The 18,294-nt window shown below is 71.2% G+C and carries 16 protein-coding genes; 6 read left to right on the forward strand and 10 right to left on the reverse strand.

Annotation, left to right across the window (positions count from 1 at the left end; translation table 11 throughout):
- Positions 1–64: 64 nt before the first annotated feature.
- Positions 65–676 (forward strand): hypothetical protein, encoded by a 612-nt coding sequence (locus tag PBV52_RS40830; RefSeq protein ID WP_274245854.1) that lies wholly within the window; start codon positions 65–67, stop codon positions 674–676.
- A gap of 71 nt (positions 677–747) precedes the next feature.
- On the opposite strand, the gene PBV52_RS40835 is transcribed toward PBV52_RS40830, so the two are convergent.
- Positions 748–1,584 (reverse strand): aldo/keto reductase, encoded by an 837-nt coding sequence (locus PBV52_RS40835; RefSeq protein WP_274245856.1) that lies wholly within the window; start codon positions 1,582–1,584, stop codon positions 748–750.
- Between the two features lie 259 nt (positions 1,585–1,843).
- Here PBV52_RS40835 and PBV52_RS40840 point away from each other — a divergent pair, with 259 nt between their 5' ends.
- Positions 1,844–2,626, forward strand: a complete 783-nt coding sequence (locus PBV52_RS40840) for a Tat pathway signal sequence domain protein (protein WP_274245858.1) — start codon at positions 1,844–1,846, stop codon at positions 2,624–2,626.
- A gap of 22 nt (positions 2,627–2,648) precedes the next feature.
- Here the strand turns inward: PBV52_RS40840 and PBV52_RS40845 are convergent, their stop codons facing one another.
- Complete coding sequence (locus PBV52_RS40845; protein WP_274245859.1) at positions 2,649–4,475, reverse strand: long-chain fatty acid--CoA ligase; 1,827 nt, start codon at positions 4,473–4,475, stop codon at positions 2,649–2,651.
- A gap of 272 nt (positions 4,476–4,747) precedes the next feature.
- Positions 4,748–6,280, reverse strand: coding sequence for an MFS transporter (locus PBV52_RS40850; RefSeq protein ID WP_274245861.1), 1,533 nt, complete (start codon positions 6,278–6,280; stop codon positions 4,748–4,750).
- A gap of 113 nt (positions 6,281–6,393) precedes the next feature.
- On the opposite strand from PBV52_RS40850, the gene PBV52_RS40855 reads away from it, so the two are divergent.
- A complete protein-coding gene (locus tag PBV52_RS40855; protein ID WP_274245863.1) occupies positions 6,394–7,371 on the forward strand; it encodes an Lrp/AsnC family transcriptional regulator in 978 nt (325 codons plus the stop codon).
- On the opposite strand, the gene PBV52_RS40860 is transcribed toward PBV52_RS40855, so the two are convergent.
- Complete coding sequence (locus PBV52_RS40860; protein WP_274245864.1) at positions 7,368–8,231, reverse strand: LysR substrate-binding domain-containing protein; 864 nt, start codon at positions 8,229–8,231, stop codon at positions 7,368–7,370. The genes PBV52_RS40855 and PBV52_RS40860 overlap by 4 nt on opposite strands.
- A 194-nt stretch (positions 8,232–8,425) precedes the next feature.
- On the opposite strand from PBV52_RS40860, the gene PBV52_RS40865 reads away from it, so the two are divergent.
- Entirely contained in the window at positions 8,426–9,481 is a 1,056-nt protein-coding gene (locus tag PBV52_RS40865) for a bile acid:sodium symporter family protein (RefSeq protein WP_274245866.1), read from the forward strand.
- On the opposite strand, the gene PBV52_RS40870 is transcribed toward PBV52_RS40865, so the two are convergent.
- From PBV52_RS40870 to PBV52_RS40880, 3 genes are all read right to left on the reverse strand, one after another.
- Positions 9,417–10,655, reverse strand: coding sequence for a DUF4185 domain-containing protein (locus tag PBV52_RS40870; RefSeq protein ID WP_274245868.1), 1,239 nt, complete (start codon positions 10,653–10,655; stop codon positions 9,417–9,419). The genes PBV52_RS40865 and PBV52_RS40870 overlap by 65 nt on opposite strands.
- A 19-nt stretch (positions 10,656–10,674) precedes the next feature.
- Positions 10,675–12,555, reverse strand: a complete 1,881-nt coding sequence (locus tag PBV52_RS40875; protein WP_274245870.1) for a sialidase family protein — start codon at positions 12,553–12,555, stop codon at positions 10,675–10,677.
- Between the two features lie 132 nt (positions 12,556–12,687).
- Complete coding sequence (locus tag PBV52_RS40880) at positions 12,688–13,605, reverse strand: zinc-binding dehydrogenase (protein ID WP_274245873.1); 918 nt, start codon at positions 13,603–13,605, stop codon at positions 12,688–12,690.
- 86 nt (positions 13,606–13,691) lie between these two features.
- Between PBV52_RS40880 and PBV52_RS40885 the strand changes: the two genes are divergently transcribed.
- On the forward strand, positions 13,692–14,129 hold the full coding sequence (locus tag PBV52_RS40885; protein ID WP_274245875.1) for a MarR family winged helix-turn-helix transcriptional regulator: 438 nt from the start codon (positions 13,692–13,694) through the stop codon (positions 14,127–14,129).
- Positions 14,130–14,148: 19 nt separating this feature from the next.
- A complete protein-coding gene (locus tag PBV52_RS40890; RefSeq protein WP_274245877.1) occupies positions 14,149–14,667 on the forward strand; it encodes an isochorismatase family protein in 519 nt (172 codons plus the stop codon).
- Positions 14,668–14,740: 73 nt separating this feature from the next.
- Here the strand turns inward: PBV52_RS40890 and fdhD are convergent, their stop codons facing one another.
- The 3 genes from fdhD to PBV52_RS40905 are packed head-to-tail and all read right to left on the reverse strand — an operon-like array spanning position 14,741 to position 18,292.
- On the reverse strand, positions 14,741–15,604 hold the full coding sequence (gene fdhD, locus PBV52_RS40895; RefSeq protein ID WP_274245879.1) for a formate dehydrogenase accessory sulfurtransferase FdhD: 864 nt from the start codon (positions 15,602–15,604) through the stop codon (positions 14,741–14,743).
- Positions 15,605–15,611: 7 nt separating this feature from the next.
- Positions 15,612–16,472, reverse strand: coding sequence for a 2Fe-2S iron-sulfur cluster-binding protein (locus PBV52_RS40900; RefSeq protein ID WP_274245882.1), 861 nt, complete (start codon positions 16,470–16,472; stop codon positions 15,612–15,614).
- Entirely contained in the window at positions 16,469–18,292 is a 1,824-nt protein-coding gene (locus tag PBV52_RS40905; RefSeq protein ID WP_274245883.1) for an NAD(P)H-dependent oxidoreductase subunit E, read from the reverse strand. Before PBV52_RS40905 ends, PBV52_RS40900 begins: the two co-directional genes overlap by 4 nt.
- Positions 18,293–18,294 lie beyond the last annotated feature (2 nt).

An 18,294-nucleotide genomic window follows, 5' to 3' on the forward strand; every position in this document is an offset into this window, starting at 1 on the left:
ACCCCAGTAGAAGACTGGACATGCCGAAGATTTCGGATATGGGCCCGGATTTCCGGGAGGTGTCATGTTCGTACGCGCCATCTACACGACCGGCGATCCCGCGAAGATCGACACGGCCATCAGGGCAATGAACACCGAGGGGCGGGACTTGCTGGAAGAGCGTCCGGGCTACCGCGGGGCAAGTGTCTTCGTGGACCGGACGCTCGGGAAGCTGCTCGCGGCGAGCTGGTGGGAGTCGGAGGAGGACCGGCGCAACAGCGACGAGGTGTTGCGCGAGCGGCGGCCGGCGATGCTGGAGCCGTTCGCGGGGACACTGGCGGTCTTCAACTACGAGGCGTTGGTCTTCCACCAGGTGCGGCAGCCGCAGGCGGGCGGCGGACTGCGGCTCACCAGGCTGGAGTTCGACCCCATGGACACGGATCTGCTCGCCGACACGTTCCGGGCGACGGTGGTGCCCAAGCTGGACACCCTCACGGGGCTGGCCAGGGCGTCGCTGTTGGTCGACCGGGAGCGGGGGCGCGGGATGGTCGGAGCCGTCTTCGTCGACCAGGCGTCCCTGGCGGCGTCCCGCGCGGGCCAGGCGGCGGCCCGGCAAGAAGGTGCGGCCAAGGCGCATGTGACCGTGACCGGGCTGGAGGAGTTCGAGGTCGTCTTCACCGATGTGCGCGGTGACTGAAACGCCCCGTACGCGTCCGCCCGCCGCTCATACGGTTGAGCGGCGGGCGGACGGTCGTGGTGAAGCGGGCGTCAGGCCACGTCGAACGTCGCCGGGTCCGGACCGATCCGCCGGTCCTCGTTCAGCGCGCTGATCGCCGCGAGGTCCTCGGCGTCCAGGCTGAAGTCGAAGACCTCGATGTTCTCCTTGATCCGCGACGGCGTCACGGACTTCGGGATCACGACATTGCCCAGCTGGAGGTGCCAGCGCAACACGATCTGGGCCGGGGTGCGGCCGTGCTTCTGCGCGATGGCGACGATCGCCGGGACCTCCAGCAGCCCCTTGCCCTGGCCGAGCGGCGACCAGGCCTCGGTGGCGATGCCCTGCTCGGCGTGGTAGTCGCGGGAGGCCTGCTGCTGCAGGTGCGGGTGCAGCTCGATCTGGTTGACCGCCGGGACGACCGACGTCTCGCCGATCAGCCGCTCCAGGTGCTCCGGAAGGAAGTTGGACACACCGATCGCGCGGACGCGGCCGTCGGCGTGGAGCTTCTCGAAGGCCTTGTAGGTGTCGACGTACGTGTCGCGGGCCGGCAGCGGCCAGTGGATGAGGTACAGGTCGACGTAGTCCAGACCGAGCTTGCCCAGCGACACGTCGAAGGCGCGCAGGGTGGAGTCGTACCCCTGGTCGCCGTTCCAGAGCTTGGTGGTGACGAAGATGTCCTCGCGGGGGATGCCGGCGGCGGCGATGGCCTTGCCGGTGCCCTCCTCGTTGCCGTAGATCGCCGCTGTGTCGATGCTGCGGTACCCGGCCTCCAGCGCCGTGCTGACCGCCTGCTCCGCCTCGTCGTCCGGCACCTGCCAGACGCCGAAGCCCAGCTGGGGCATCTCGACGCCGTTGTTGAGGGTGATCGGGGGGACCTTGCTGCTCACGAGCTCTTGATCCTTACGGTTGTCGTCAGGTGGTACTCATATCGTCAACGATCACGTGGCGTGATGCATTCCTGACGGCGGAATCCGATCGAAACTGCTGACCGCTTTACAGGTCCGGACCATTGACCGTGGCCCGTCATGTCGCGACTCTGTAGGCACGGCCGAACCGGTCGATGAACGTGGTGCAGATATGTGAACCCCAGGCGCGCGCCTGGGTGCTGAGAGCCCGGCCCTTCACCCCCACCCTGAGGGAGCAGCCATGAGCACCAGCCGCCGAACCCTGCTCGGCGCGGCCCTGGGCGGCGCCGCGACCGCCGCCGTCGGACTGTCCGCCACCCCCGCGAACGCCGCCTCCTGGCAGCTGAAATGGTCCCCGTCCGCGCGGTCCGACGGTCTGCGGGCCTTCGAGACCGTCGAGGACGACCGCGCCGACTCGCACCCCGCGGGCGCGCCCCACATCCGCCCGGAGGGCGACAACTGGCGCTTCACCATGCACACCGTGGACCGGGACACCGCGACCGACCGTCAGCGCCAGGAGGTCACCGGCCTGCGTACGTCCGCGGGCTACCTGAAGTGGCTGCCGGGCCAGACCTGGCGGGTCACGTACTCGATGTACATCCCGAGCTCGCTGAAGGCCACGACCACCTTCACGCACATCATGCAGATGAAGCAGCCCGGCGCCGGCTCCTCGCCGATCGTCGTGCAGTCGCTGCGCCGCGTCGGCGCGGAGCAGACCATCGAACTCCACCTGCCCATCTCCGGAACCCTCGTCGGCCGCACCCCGCTCGCCCCGCTGCACGACCGGTGGACCGACGTCGACTTCCAGATCAAGGTCGGTGACGGTACGTCCGGTTCGGTGCGATGGATCCTCAAGAGCGGCGGCACGACGCTGATCGACAAGTCGCGCACGGGCGTCGACACCTTCCTGGACGACCGGGTCCGCCCGAAGTGGGGCATCTACCGCTCACTCGGCGACACCTCGGACTCCCTGCGCGACTGCCACCTGCTGCTCACCGGTCTGCGCGGCTACCAGCTCGTCTGAGGCGGCCCTTCCACAGGCCGGCTCAGGCCCGGTACAGCGCCTCGACCTCGTTGGCATAGGCGTTCTCGATCGCCTTGCGCTTCAGCTTCAGCGACGGCGTGAGCAGTCCGTGCTCCTCGGTGAACGGCTGCGCGAGGATACGGAAGGTGCGGATCGACTCGGCCTGCGAGACAAGGGTGTTGGCGGCGACGACCGCGCGCCGCACCTCGGTCTCCAGGTCGGCGTCGCGGACCAGCTGGGCCGCGGTCATCTGGGGCTTGTCGCGCATCATCAGCCAGTGCTCGACGGCCTCCTGGTCGAGGGTGACCAGGGCCGCGATGTACGGGCGGTCGTTGCCGACGACGATGCACTGGGCGACCAGGGGGTGGTCCCGGACGCGCTCCTCCAGCACGCCCGGCGAGACGCTCTTGCCGCCGGACGTGACCAGGATCTCCTTCTTGCGGCCGGTGATGGTGAGGTAGCCGTCCTCGTCGAGGGAGCCCAGGTCGCCGGTGGCCAGCCAGCCGTCGTGCAGGGCCGCGTCGGTGGCCTTCTGGTTGTTGAGGTAGCCCTGGAAGACGTTGGCGCCGTGCAGCCAGATCTCGCCGTCGTCCGCGATGTGCACGGTCATGCCCGGGATGGGCTGGCCGACGGTGCCGTAGCGGGTGCGATAGGGCGGGTTGGCGGTCGCGGCCGCCGTGGACTCGGTGAGGCCGTATCCCTCGTAGACATGGACGCCGGCGCCCGCGAAGAACAGACCCAGCCGGCGGTCCATCCCCGAACCACCGGTCATCGCCTGCCGGATGCGGCCGCCCATCGCCGCCCGCATCTTGGAGTAGACGAGCTTGTCGAAGAGCTGGTGCTGCATGCGCAGACCGGCCGACGGGCCGGGACCGATGCCCCACGCCTTGGCCTCCATGGCGTCCGCGTACTTCACGGCCACCTCGACGGCCTTCTCGAAGGCGCCCGACCTGCCCTCCTTCTCGGCCTTGCGGCGTGCGGCGTTGAAGACCTTCTCGAAGATGTACGGCACGGCGAGGAAGAACGTCGGCTTGAACGCGGCGAGGTCCGGCAGCAGGGCGGCCGCGTTCATCTGCGGCTGGTGACCGAAGCGGACCTTGCCGCGGATCGCGGCGACCTGCACCATCCGGCCGAAGACGTGCGCCAGCGGCAGGAACAGCAGGGTCGCCGCCTCGTCGCCCTTCTTGGAGTGGAACACCGGCTCCCAGCGCTGGATGACCGTGTCCGCCTCGTACATGAAGTTGCCGTGCGAGATGACACAGCCCTTGGGGCGCCCCGTGGTGCCGGAGGTGTAGATGATCGTCGCGACGGAGTCGGGGGTGACCGCCTGCCGGTGGCGGTGGACCACCTCGTCGTCGAGGTGGGCGCCGGCGTCGTACAGCTCCTGCACGGCGCCCGAGTCCAGCTGCCACAGCTGGTGCAGCCGGGGCAGCCGGTCGATGACGGTGGCGATCGTCATCGCGTGGTCCTCGTGCTCGACGACCGCCGCCGAGCACTCGGCGTCGTACAGCGTCCAGAAGCACTGTTCCGCCGAGGAGGTGGGGTAGATCGGCACCACCTGGGCGCCGATCGTCCACAGGGCGAAGTCGAAGAGCGTCCACTCGTACCGGGTACGGGACATGATCGCGACCCGGTCGCCGAACCGGATGCCCCGGGCGAGCAGGCCCTTGGCCAGGGCGAGCACCTCGTCCCGGAACTCGGCGGCGGTGACGTCCCGCCACTGCCCGTCCTCGTCCTTGCGGCCGAGGGCGACATACAGCGGATCCTCCTGGGCATGCTCGAAGACGACGTCGGCCAGGCCGCCCACCGGCGGTGCCAACGCCAACGGAGGGTTGGTGAACTCGCGCAAACCCCGCTCCCCGCTCCGATATGCCTCGGCTGAAGCTCCGCTCAGCGCCGTGAAAGCTACCCCACCCGCGTTTCGGACGGGAGGGGGCCGGAAATCGACGGGTGCTCAGGTACGCACTGGTCAGCGCGGGAAAATGCGCTCACATGGGGAAGGGTCGGACAGAAAACTGACGGTTGAGTAAGTTTCGGGCCCGTAATCTCCACCGAATCTGTACGACCCGATTACCCGGTACGGGACGACCCGATTACCCGGTACGGGCCCTGTTGATCAGGTCATCCCCGGCGTGTCGTCCACGCCTGCTTCGTCTCTTCCCTCGTCTCCTCCGCCGTCTCCTCTGTCAGCGTGCCGGGGGCCGAAGCTGTCACTCCGGTTTTCGTCACGGCCCTCCTGACCAGGGCGAGCACCAGCACTCCGGCCACCAGCGCGGTCGACCCCGCCGCCACCGCCACCGCGTCCAGCCCGTCGGCGAAGGCGGCGCGCAGCCTCTCCTCGCCGAACGCGCTCCGCAGCGCACCGGCGCCGCCGCCCGCCAGGGCATGGGCCGCCTCCTGCGGCAGCGTGTCCCGCATCCGCGAGGTCAGCACCGTGCCCCACAGGGCGATGCCGAGGGCGTACCCGAGCTGCCGGAAGGTGTTCACCGCACCGCCCGCCATGCCGGCCCGTTCCTGCGGTACGGCGGCCAGCGCGGCGCCCGCGATGCCGGGCGACACCAGCCCCGTACCGACGCCCACCAGCACAAGACCCGGCACCAGGGCGCCTGCCGTCGACCCGGCGTCCAGGACCGCCATGCAGTACTGGCCCGCGCCGATCAGCAGCAGCCCGCCTCCGATGGTGAACCGCGCCGGCACCCCGTGCAGCAGCCGTCCGCCGGCCGCGGCGACCACGAACGAGGCGAGCGACAGCCACAGGAAGACCGCCCCGCCGCGCACCGGGCTCATCCCGAGCAGGGTCTGCAACCAGATCGAGGTGTACGCCATGACACCGAACGCCGCCGCGTTGAAGGCGAGCGCGCCCGCCATCACCCCGGAGAACGCGGGCCGCAGGAACAGCCGCGGATCCAGCAGCGGATCGGCGGCCCGCCGCTCCACCACGAGGAAGCAGCCCAGCGCCACGACCGCTGCCGCGAACCACACCAGGGTCCCGCTCGCGCTCCACCCATGGCTCCCGGCCCGCACGGCCCCGTACGTCACCGCCCCCGCGAACGCCGCGAACGTCACGGTTCCCGCCCAGTCGACACGACGCCCGCGCGCACCCCGCGACTCCGGCACCACCCGCAGCGTCAGCCACACCGCGGCCACGCTCACCGGCAGGTTGACGTAGAAGATCCACCGCCAGCCCGGTCCGTCGGTGAGCAGGCCGCCGACGATCGGCCCCACCGCGGCCGCCGCACCGCTGACCGCGCCCCACACGCCCAGCGCCATCGACCGCCGCTTGCCCTGGTAGACGGAGCCGAGCAGCGGCAGCGTCGTGGCGAACATGGCCGCCGCGCCGATGCCCTGCAGCCCCCGCGCCGCCACCAGCATCCCCGGCCCCGTCGCGAGCCCGCACAGCAGCGACGCCACCGCGAAGACGACGACCCCCACGACATGCACGCGCCGCCTGCCCAGCACGTCCGCCGCGGCCCCCAGGCCCAGCAGCAGCGCGGCCAGCGCCAGCGCGTACCCGTCCATCACCCATTGCAGATCACCCAGCGACCCGTCCAGCGCCCGAGCCATGTCCGGCAGCGCGACGACCGCGATCGTCACGTCCAGCAACAACATGAACGTGCTCAGGCACACGGCCGTGAGCGGCCCCCATGTACGCATGGTTCCTCTTCCCCTCCTGCGGCTGTTGCTCATCCCTCCGTACGATGGGCGCGCGCGGCCGATCACGCCCGTAGCGGGCAGTGGGCTGCCGGAATCCGACAGGAGAAGCCGTCTTGGAGATGGAATCCGACACGTTCGACAAGCTGGACCTTCAGCTGCTGGACGCGCTGGAGGTGAACGGCCGGGCGTCCTTCGCCCGCCTCGGGGAGGTGCTCGGCGTCTCCGACCAGACGATCGCCCGCCGCTACCGCAGGCTCTGCGCCGAGGCCGGTCTGCGGGTGGTGGCCATCCGCGACGCCGAGCGCCTCGGCCAGGACCAGTGGACGCTGCGGCTGCGCTGCGTGCCGGACAGCGCTCAGGTCATCGCGGAGGCGCTGGCCAAACGGCCCGACACCAACTGGATCGGGATCGCCTCGGGCGGCACCGAGGTCATCTTCGGAACCCGGCCGCGCAGCCAGGGCGACCGCGACGACCTCCTGCTCGGCAAACTGCCCCGCACGCCGCGCGTCCTGGAGATCCGGGCCCACCAGATGCTGCACCGCTTCTACGGCGGGCCGACCGGCTGGCTGCGCAAGTTCCGGGTGCTCACGGACGACCAGGTCGCGGCACTGCGGCCCGAGGCGCTCCCCGCCCCGGGACCGGCCCGCATCGACGCCGACGACGAACCCCTGCTCGCCGCCCTGGAACGCGACGGACGCGCCACCTACCCCGAACTCCAGCGCGCCACCGGCCGCTCGGAGTCCGCGGTGAAGCGCCGCCTCGCCGCGCTGCTGGCGTCCGCAGCGGTGTACCTCGACGTGGAGTACCGGTCCGAGGCCATCGGCTACCCCTTCGCCGCCCACCTGTGGATCACCACCACCACCGCCGCGCTGACGTCCGTCGGCGAGGCCCTCGCCGCCCACGACGAGATCGCCCATGCCGCGGCGACGGCCGGCCCCTGCAACATGGTCGCGACGGTGGTCGTCAGAAACTCCGCCGACCTGTACGCCTACCTCAGCGGCCCCCTCGGCCGCCTGGAGGGTGTCCAGCACGTGGAGGCGTCACCGTTCCTGCGGAGGGTGAAACAGCTGACGTACCAGCGACGTCCCTAACGCCTGTGCAGCCGGTCCCCGCCCGCCAGGATCGCCGCCGCCAGTGCGTCCGCCGCGCCCTGTGCCGCCGTGCGGCGGTGGCCGTGGACCAGCACGAAATCGACCCGGCCCAGCTCCGGCAGCCCGGCCCGGTCGGGCATACGCACCAGTCCCGGCGGGATCAGGCCCCGTGAGTGCGCCATCACGCCGAGACCGGCCCGCGCCGCCGCGACGAGGCCGTTGAGGCTGCCGCTCGTGCACACGATCCGCCATTCCCGCCCTTGCCGCTCCAGCGCCTCCAAGGCGAGTGCCCGCGTGATGCCCGGCGGCGGATAGACGATCAACGGCACCGGACGGTCCGGCTCCAGGCGCAGCCGCTCCGCGCCGATCCACACCAGCCGGTCGTGCCAGACCAGCTCGCCCCGTGGATCCTCCGGGCGTCGCTTGGCCAGCACCAGGTCCAGCTTTCCGGCGGAAAGCTGCTCGTGCAGCGTGCCCGAGAGCTCGACCGTCAGTTCCAGGTCGACCTCCGGGTGGTCGTAACGGAAGCCCTCCAGGATCTCCGGCAGGCGGGTCAGGACGAAGTCCTCGGACGCGCCGAAGCGGAGTCGGCCGCGCAGCCGGGTGCCGGTGAAGAACGCCGTCGCCTGCTCGTGCACCTCCAGGATCCGGCGGGCGAAGCCGAGCATCGCCTCGCCGTCCTCGGTCAGCTCCACGGAGTGGGTGTCCCGGGCGAACAACGGCCGCCCGGTGGCGTCCTCCAGGCGCCGCACGTGCTGGCTGACGGTCGACTGGCGCAGGCCGAGGCGACGGGCCGCCTGGGTGAAGCTCAGGGTCTGGGCCACCGCGAGGAACGTACGCAGATGGGAGGGGTCGTACACGCTCCCAGGCTACCCGCCGTTATCGCGGAACGTGATGACAGTCAGAGTGGTATGCCGGATTCCCGATCGCTGATCGCCGGAGGACGATGGAGAGGGCACGTCCGTGCCGGGAACCCGAAGTTCAGCGAAGCGACAGCCGAGTCGAGACAGCGAAGTAGTGGAGCACAGTGAAACGCCTGCAATGGCCGCGTTGGATGCCGATCGACCCGTACGTCCTGCTGCTGCTCGGGACCGTGGGCCTCGCGGCCCTCTTCCCGGCGCGCGGGACGGCCTCCGACGTGGCGTCCGGTGCCTCCACGGCCGCGATCGCCTTCCTCTTCTTCCTCTACGGCGCCCGGCTGTCCACCCGTGAGGCGATGGACGGGCTGAAGCACTGGCGGCTCCATGTCACCGTCCTGGCCTGCACCTTCGTCGCCTTCCCGCTGCTGGGTCTGGCCGCCCGCGGCCTGGTCCCGGTGCTCCTGACGCACCCCCTCTACCAGGGCCTGCTCTTCCTCACCCTCGTGCCGTCGACCATCCAGTCGTCGATCGCCTTCACCTCGATGGCCCGCGGCAACGTGCCCGCCGCGATCTGCGCGGGCTCCTTCTCCTCCCTCGTCGGCATCGTCATCACCCCGCTCCTCGCGGCGGCCGTGCTCGGCAGCAGCGCGGGCGGCTTCTCCGCCGACTCGGTGGTCCAGATCGTGCTGCAGCTGCTGGTGCCGTTCGTCGCGGGGCAGCTGCTGCGCCGCTGGATCGGCGGCTTCGTCGCCCGGCACAAGAAGGTCCTCGGGCTGGTCGATCGCGGCTCGATCCTGCTGGTCGTCTACACCGCGTTCAGCGAGGGCATGGTCCAGGGCATCTGGCACCAGGTGAGCCCGATCCGGCTGGCCGGCCTGCTCGCCGTCGAGGCCGTGCTGCTGGCCGTCATGCTCGCCCTGACCTGGTACGGCGCCAAGGCGCTGCGCTTCAACCGCGAGGACCGCATCGCGATCCAGTTCGCCGGCTCCAAGAAGTCCCTCGCCTCCGGCCTGCCCATGGCGAGCGTCCTGTTCGGCGCGCACGCCTCGCTGGCCGTGCTGCCGCTGATGCTCTTCCACCAGATGCAGCTGATGGTGTGCGCGGTCATCGCCAAGCGCCGGGCCCACGACGCCGAGGTCGACGCCGAGGTCGACGCCGACGTCGACGTCGACGCCCCGGAGCCGGTCAGCGCGTCGGCGCCAGCCGCAGCGTCACGAACCGCGGTCGGTACAGGGACACGTTCCGGTTGAGCTGCGCCGCGGCGCCGCCCGTCTCCAGCCAGTTGACGTCGTAGCTGACCACGAGACGCCCGTCGTCGCTCAGCTCGGGGTGCGCCTGCGGGTTGTACGCGGCGACCTGGCCGCCCTGCGGCAGCGACGGGCTGAAGTCCTTCGTCGGCCCGTGCCACGGGCCGGCGGGGGAGCAGGCCCAGTACGACGTGACGGTCGTCAGCCCCTCGGTGCCCGCGGCCATCGTGAACAGGACGTACGTCCCCCGCACCCGCGCCACCGAGAACGCGCTGCCCACCCCCTTGCGCTGCCCGTCCCCGAGCACCGAGCGTGGCCGGGCGGCGCCGGCCTCGGCCCACGCGGAGCCGTTCCAGTACTGCCAGGCACCCGGCTCGGCCAGCCTGCCTTTCGGCACGCGCGCGACGTACGCGTGCGAGGCCGGCCGGGACGCGGCCTGGCCGTCGTCGCCCCCGAAGACGTACGTCCAGCCGTCCTCCTCGACCAGCGTCGTGCCGAACAGGACCCGCCGGGAGGGATCCGGCACCAGCTGCTGGTCGAGGACCTTGACGACCGACTCGACCCGCAGGTCGGGCAGCGAGAGCGTGGCGACCTCGGTGGCGGTGGGCACACCGTAGATCCAGGGGGACTGCCCGGCCGTGCGCACCCACAGCAGCACCCGCAGGACCTGCTCGGAGGAGCCGGGGGAGCGGGGCTCGACACGGGCCGCCACCGGCCAGCGCCACTGGTTCGGGGCCGGGTCGGGAAAGAGCGGGGTGGGCAGGGTGCGCTCCAGGCGTCCGTCGCGCATGACGGCCGCGGAGTTGCGCACCAGGGGCGCGGCGGTGTCCCGCCAGGTGTGGGACTCGCCGAACGGGTTGGGAGGGGCGTACACCTGGCCGAGGTAGGTGTCCGAGAACAGCCACAGCAGCCGGCCGTCCGGCAGCCGCACCGAGTGGGTGCCGTCGCCGCCGGTCCAGTCGTCGGTGCGGGAGGGGTCGTCGCCGTAGCGGGCGAACTCGGCGGTGAGGCCGTCGTCGGCCTTCCAGGACGCGACCGAGTGCGGGGCACACGCGCCACCGCCCTCCCGTTCGCCGTCGTCCGGGAGGGCGGTGAGCAGCACGGCCCCGAGAACCAGGGCCAGCAGGAGTCCGAGGCCGGTTCCCGTGCGCTGCCGTGCTCGTGTGTCGTCGGGCACGCCCGGGACGTTAGTGGTCTCAGCGCACCTGGTCCATGGGCAGCCACAGGACGGTATCGGCAGTGGCCGAACTCTTGCGGGCGGTGACCTGCGCCGCGGCGTTGATCTCCGCGTCGCCGAGCGCCCGGTTCCACACGTGGACGTCGTCGATCGCGCCGGTGAGGAAGGCCCGGCTGTCCATGCGCTGGCCGACGTGCACGCCGAACGGCGAGTTCCGGCTGACCGAACCGGGCACGTCCGCGGTGCTGATCGCCGTACCGTCCAGGAAGAGCGTCAGCTGTCCTCCACCGCGCCGCAGGGCGAGGTGGTGCCACTCGCCGTCGTTGTGGGCGCCGGTGGCCCACATGGACGCGGTGCGCACGGTCCCGAATCCCTGCCGTGTGGTGATCAGGGCGCGCACCCGGTCGTTGTCGGGCTCGCCGCGCAGCCAGACCTGGGGCTGGGTGGAGCCGATCCCGCCCATCCACAGGAACGGCTGCTCGCCGGCGGTGGCGGAGTAGCGGAAGAACAACGAGACGGTGAACTCACCGGTGCCGAGCGGAAGTCGGGTCCGGTACGGCAGGCGTACGGCGTCGTCGTCGCCGTCGAACTCCAGGGCGTTGCCGAACACGCCGTCCGTCGTCTCGGCGCCCCCGAGGACGGTGGCGCGGGGTGCGCTCGGGGCGAGGTCGGGGGTGGTCGGGTCGGGGCCGCGGCGCGGTCCGAGCCAGGCCTCGTCGAAGCGGGCGAAGCGGATCTCGTCGCGCGCGTCGACGGCGCCGCCCTCGTACATCAGGCCCACCGTGGACGCGTCGATGTCGACCATGTCGGAGTAGCCCGACCAGTCCGTCGTCACGACCTTGCCGCGGTCCACGCTGTCCCAGGTGGTGCCGCCGTTCCAGGACGACCGGATCATCATGGTCCGGCGGCGGTCGGGATCGCCCGGGGCGGACAGCAGGAGGCGTTTGCCCAGGCGGAGCGTGGCGCCCTGGACCTGGGGCGTGTAGAGGTCAGGAATGTCCCGGAAGGGGCCGGTGAAGCTGTCACCGCCGTCACGGCTGTACGTCTGGGAGCGGTGGCCGAGGTCGGTGCCGTCCTGTTCCCGGCCGCTGATGAGGATCGTGCCGTCCGTGCGCTCGGTGAGGGTCACCTCGGACGGCTTCTGCCGGAAGGTGCCGTCGGCCGCGGCGATGGGCCAGGAGTCGGTGGCGCCGATCCGCCAGTTGTCGCCGCCGTCGTCGCTGACGATGAGGGCGGCGTGGTTGGCGGTGACCCGACTGCCGTCCCAGGTCTCGGTGTTGACGCCGAAGACGAGCCGCCCGGCGTGCTTGCCCCCGGTGAGCTGGATGCCGTGCACGGGGCCGGTGGCGTACCAGGAGTTCCAGTTCGCGGGCAGTATTTCGGCGCTCAGATCGCGCGGTGCCGACCAGGTCAGGCCGTCGTCGTCGCTGTACTGGAGATGGGGGGTGCGCTTGCACGGGACGGAGCAACTGCCGCTGTCCGTACGGCCCGTGTTGTACGTCTCCGCCAGCAGGATGCGGCCGGTCTCGCGGTCCACGATCGGCGCCGGGTTCCCGTGCGTGTCGCCGTCGCCCTCGTTGACGACCTGGAGCGGCCCCCAGGTGCGGCCACCGTCCGTCGACCGCTTGAGGACGATGTCGATGTCGGCGGCGTCACCGCAGTTGAGCACCCGCCCCTCGGCGAACGCCAGCAGCGTGCCGTCCTTGGTCTTCACGATCGCCGGGATCCGGAAGCAGGTGTACCCGGGGTCCTGGGAGGCCTTGAAGAGCAGCTGCTGCTCGAACAGCGGTGTCCGGGTGGTGGGTTGGGACTCAGCCGGACCTAAGGTCGCGGCGGTCGCCGTGGTGGCGACGGCCGCGACGAGGGCAGCTCTGAGACGTGCGCGAACTCTTGACGGCATGGTGCGGCCCGCCCTTCATCGTCTGGTCATGTGTCCAGGCATCTGAACATTCGGACATCCCACGTCCAAAGTGCGCATCACAGACGTTAGTTGGGCTATCGCACACATCACAAGAACCGTGCACGTGTCACGTCACGGATGGAGTACCACTTTCCCTCGGTTGCTCCGCGACTCGATCGCCGCGTGCGCCTCGGCCGCCTCCTGAAGCCCGAACTCCCCGTGTACGGCAGGCTTCAGCGTGCCCTCGGCGAACAACTCCCACAGCTCCCTGCGCCACCGCTCGTACAACTCCGGCTCCCCGCGGGCGATGCGCGCCATCTGGAACCCGACGACGGACTTGGCGCCCACGAGAAGGTCGTACGCCTGGATCGTCCCGCCGCCCGAGCTGTACGCCACGAGCCGCCCGCCCGGGGTGAGCGCGGCGAGGGCCGGGGTGAGGAGCTCGCCGCCGACCGCATCGAGGACGTAGTCGACGGGGGCTCCCCAAGTGCCCTCCCCGTAGGCGACGACGTCGTCTGCGCCGAGGGAGCGCACGAAGTCCGCCTTGGCCGGATCGGACACGGCACCCACGACCCGCCCCGCGCCCCGGGCCCGCGCGAGCTGCACGGCGAGATGCCCGACACCGCTCGCCGCCGCGGTGACCAGTGCCGCCTCTCCGCGCTCGGGCCGGGCGGCCTCCAGCGCGCCGAGTGCGACCAGGCCGCTGCGGACCAGGGCCACCGCGTCGACGGCCGAGGCGTCGTCCGGCACCGGGGAGGCCATGGTCTCCAGCAGCGGTGCGAAGTCGGCGTACCCGTGCCCGAAGCACAGTCCCGTGACCCGGTCGCCCAGCCGGAACCGGCTGACCCCCTCGCCGACGGCCACGACCTCCCCGGCGATCTCTCCCCCGAGCGCGACCGGCTCTGCTGCCTCGGTGACCTTGCGTACGACGGGAAGCGTGACGCCGATCGCCTCGCAGCGGACGAGGAGCTCGCCGGCGGCCGGTTCGGGGACGGGTGCCTCCTCCATGAAGAGCGGGCCGCCCGGGGAGTCGTACCGGACACGACGCATCAACCACACCTCCAGAACGTTGGTGGTCCCAACGATAGATGCCGAGTCGTTGGGAAGTCCAATGACTTTCGGCTAGGCTGCGATGCATGCCCGAAGCCCCCCTCCCCGCGATCCGCTCCCTGCCCAGCTGGCTGCTCGGGCGTGCGGCCGCGCGCGGCCGAGCCCTGGTGGCCGAGGCGCTGGCCGCGGAGGGGATGAAGATGTGGCACCACGTCGTACTCTCCGCCGTGCGCGACCTCGCTCCCGTCGCGCAGGCCGATCTCGGGCGCAGCGTCCAGCTCGACCCCAAGGACCTGGTCGGGATCCTCAACGACCTCCAGGCGCGGGCACTGGTGGTGCGCGCGCCGGATCCGAACGACCGGCGCAAGAACGCGGTCTCCCTCACCGATGAGGGCGCACGCCTGCTGGAGCGCTGCGAGAAAGCGGCCCGCGAGGCCAACGACGCGCTCCTCGCGTCCCTCTCGCCGGCCGAGCGCGACCGGTTCATGGACCTGTTGATCCGGATTTCCGGTACGCAGCGGTGACGGCGGATAACGTTCCGTCATGACCGCACCACTCGCGCTCGACCCCGCGCGCACCGCCCTCGTACTCGTCGACCTGATGGACCGGATCGTCGCGCTGCCCCTGGAGCCCCGTAAGGGAACCGAAGTCCTCGTGACGTGCGAGGAGTTGGCGGCCTCCTTCCGCTCGGCGGGAGGGACCGTCGTCCTCGTCCGTGTCGAACGGGCCGGTGTCGCCGAACAGCCGCCCGGCAGCGGCCTGGTGGCAGGGCTGCTGAAGGAGGGCGACATCGAGATCGTGAAGCGCACCATCGGCGGTTTCCAGGGCACGGGCCTGGACGACCGCCTCCGCGAACGCGGCGTCACCACCTTGGTGTTCGGCGGCATCGCCACCAACCTCGGCGTCGAGTCCACCGCCCGCGCCGCCGGCGACCTCGGCTACGAGCTGGTCTTCGTCGAGGACGCGATGACGGCGTTCACGGCGGCCGAGCACGAGGCGTCGGTACGGCTCGACTTCCCGCGCTTGGGCACGGTGGTGACGGCAGCGCAGGTGGTCGTCTGAGACGGGGCCCCTTGCGGCGCAGGGGGCGCTCCCCGCCGGTCGGGGGCCCCGCCGCCGTGTCGCGGGGAGCCGGTCAGGCCTGGGCGGCCGCGGTCCGCAGGGCGAGCCGGTGTTCGCCCGCGTACACGTTCATGGAGCTGCCCCGCAGGAAACCCACCAGTGTCAGCCCCGTCTCCGCGGCCAGGTCCACCGCGAGGGAGGAGGGGGCCGAGACCGCCGCCAGGACCGGGATGCCGGCCATGACCGCCTTCTGGGCGAGCTCGAAGCTGGCCCGGCCGGAGACGAGGAGGACCGTGCGGGACAGGGGCAGGTCGCCGTTCTGCAACGCGCGGCCGACCAGCTTGTCGACCGCGTTGTGCCGGCCCACGTCCTCCCGTATGTCCAGCAGCTCGCCGTCCTCGGTGAACAGGGCCGCCGCGTGCAGGCCCCCGGTCCGGTCGAAGACCCGCTGGGCCGCGCGCAGCCGGTCGGGGAGGCCCGCGAGCAGGTCGGGGTCGAGCCGGACCGGGGGAGTGTGGCCGCCGTGCGTGTCGTCGATGGGCCAGCGGGCCGTCGTACGCACCGCGTCCAGCGACGCCTTGCCGCACAGTCCGCAGGACGAGGTCGTGTAGACGTTCCGCTCCAGCGTGATGTCGGGGATGGCGACCCCCGGCGCCGTCTTCACGTCCACCACGTTGTATGTGTTCGACCCGTCCGCCGTGGCGCCCGCGCAGTACACGATGTTCTGCAGATCGCCCTGCTCCGCCAGTACGCCCTCGCTCACCAGGAAGCCGGCCGCCAGCGCGAAGTCGTCGCCCGGGGTGCGCATGGTGATCGCGAGCGGCTTCCCGTTGAGGCGGATCTCCAGCGGTTCCTCGGCCACGAGCGTGTCCGGGCGGCTGGAGACCGCTCCGTCCCGGATCCGGATGACCTTGCGTCGTTCCGTGACTCGTCCCATGTGTGTCTCAGTCCCGGTTCTGTACGTGCTGGTAGCCGAAACGGCCCTTGATGCAGAGGTTGCCGTGGGTCACCGGGTTGTCGTGCGGCGAGGTGACCTTCACGATCTCATTGTCCTGCACGTGGAGGGTGAGGTTGCAGCCCACACCGCAGTAGGCGCACACGGTGGTCGTCTCGGTCTGCTGCGACTCGTCCCAGGTACCCGCCGCCCGCATGTCGAACTCCGACTTGAACGACAGCGCACCCGTCGGACACACCTCGATGCAGTTCCCGCAGTAGACGCACGCCGAATCGGTCAGCGGCGCATCATGCTCCACGGCGATCCGCGTGCCGAATCCCCGCCCGGCCACGGAGATCGCGAACGTGTTCTGCCACTGGTCCCCACACGCGTCCACGCACTTGTAACAGAGGATGCACTTGTCGTAGTCCCGCACGTACAGGTCGTTGTCGACCTTCGGCTCCTCGTTCAGCCGGGCCGCGTCGGGGCCGAAGCGGTCCGGCTTGGCCTCGTACTCCTTGATCCACTCGGCGACCCGCGGGGTCGTCGACAGGTCCACCGAGGAGGCGAGGAGCTCCAGGACGATCTTGCGGCTGTGCCTCGCGCGCTCCGTGTCGGTCCTGACCTCCATGCCGGGCTCGGCCTTGCGGGAGCAGGCCGGGACGAGGGTGCGTGAGCCCTCGACCTCGACGACACAGACCCGGCACGCGTTCTTGGGCCTCAGCGTGTCCCCTTCGCACAGCGTCGGGACGTCCTTCCCGACCGCCCGGCAGGCGTCCAGGATCGTCGACCCCTCGGGGGTGCGCACCGGCTCCCCGTCGATGGTGAACTCCAGCAGTCGGCGCGGGATCCCCAGCGGTGTCACGGTCATTCGTACGCCCCCAGACGGTCGATGGCGGATTCCACGGCATTCCACGCGGTCTGCCCGAGACCGCAGATCGAGGCGTCCCGCATGGCGCGGCCGACCTCCCTGAGCAGGGCGATGTCATCGGCGGCCGCGGCACCCGTGCGCTGAACGATCCGGTGCAGTGCCTCCTCCTGCCGTACGGTCCCGACCCGGCACGGCACGCACTGTCCGCACGACTCGTCGCGGAAGAACTCGGCGATGCGCAGCAGCAGCCGGGGCAGCGGAACCGTGTCGTCGAAGGCCATGACCACGCCCGAGCCGAGCGTCGTGCCCGCCTGGCGCGTGCCCTCGAAGGTGAGCGGGATGTCCAGTTCGTCGGGCCGTACGAAGCTGCCCGCCGCACCGCCCAGCAGCACCGCTCGCAGCCTTTTCCGCACTCCGGCCAGCTCCAGCAGCTCGCCGAGCGTGGCGCCGAAGGGGAGCTCGTAGATGCCGGGCCGCTCCACGCTCCCGGACACGCAGAACAGTTTCGGCCCGGTGGATTTCGCCGTGCCGATCGCCGCGTACGCCGGTGCTCCCATGGTCAGGACCGGCAGTACGTTGACCAGCGTCTCCACGTTGTTCTCCACCGTGGGCTTGCCGAACAGGCCCTTCTCCACGGGGAACGGCGGCTTCGAGCGAGGCTCGCCCCGGTAGCCCTCGATCGAGTTGAAGAGAGCCGTCTCCTCGCCGCAGATGTACGCGCCCGCGCCCCTGCGTATCTCGATGTCGAAGGTGTATCCCTGGCCGAGGATGTCAGCGCCGAGCAGGCCACGCGCGCGTGCCTGCGCCAGCGCGTGTTCCAGGCGGTGCAGGGCGCGTGGGTACTCGCCGCGCAGGTACAGGTATCCCTGGTGCGCGCCGGTCGCGTACGCCGCGATCGTCATCGCCTCGACCAGCGCGTACGGGTCGCCCTCCATGATCACGCGGTCCTTGAAGGTGCCCGGCTCGGATTCGTCGGCGTTGCAGACGACGTAGTGCGGACGGTCGGGCTGCGACGCCGTGGCCTGCCATTTGCGGCCGGTGGGGAAGGCGGCGCCGCCACGCCCGACCAGGCCGGAGTCGGTGACCTCGCGGATGACTCCGGCCGGACCGAGCTCGAACGCCCGGCGCAGGGCGGTGTAGCCGCCGTGGGCGCGGTAGTCGTCCAGCGACGACGGGTCGACGACGCCGACGCGCCGGAGCAGTACGAGGTCGTCGCCGCCCGCCTGGGGGACCGCCACTGCCGCCGGCGGCTCCTCGGGTGCCGAGTCCGGCGCGCTCGCGGCGAGGACCGCGTCGTGCACGGTCGCCGGCGCCGAGACCGCCGTACGCACCGGATCCCCCGCCTTGATCGCGAGCGCCGCCGGAGCGCGTTCGCACAGGCCCAGGCAGGGACTGCGCTCGACCGACACACCACTGCCGAGCCCGAGCCGTGCCTCGATCCCGGCGCAGAGCTCGCTCGCCCCGGCGGCCGCGCACGCGAGGTCCGTGCACACGTGGAGCACGGTCGCGGGCCGCGGCTTGACCGAGAACATGGCGTAGAAGGTAGCGACGCCGTACGCCTCCGCCGGCGGCACCGTCAGCCGCCGGCACAGGTAGTCGAGGGCGCCCTCGCTGATCCAGCCGACCCGGTCGTTGATCGCGTGCAGCCCCGGCAACAGCAGGTCGCGGCGGTCCCGGGCCTCGCGTCCGCCGCGCGCCCATCGCAGGTCGGCGTCGGAGCGGTCGGCGCCCTCCCAGGAGGACTCCGGCGGGCCCAACAGGGCGTCGACGGCCGCCCGTTCGTCGTCCGTCGGTTTGCTGTCGCCGAAGTGCAGGTCCACTT

This window comes from Streptomyces sp. T12 (genome assembly GCF_028736035.1).
Lineage (GTDB): Bacteria > Actinomycetota > Actinomycetes > Streptomycetales > Streptomycetaceae > Streptomyces.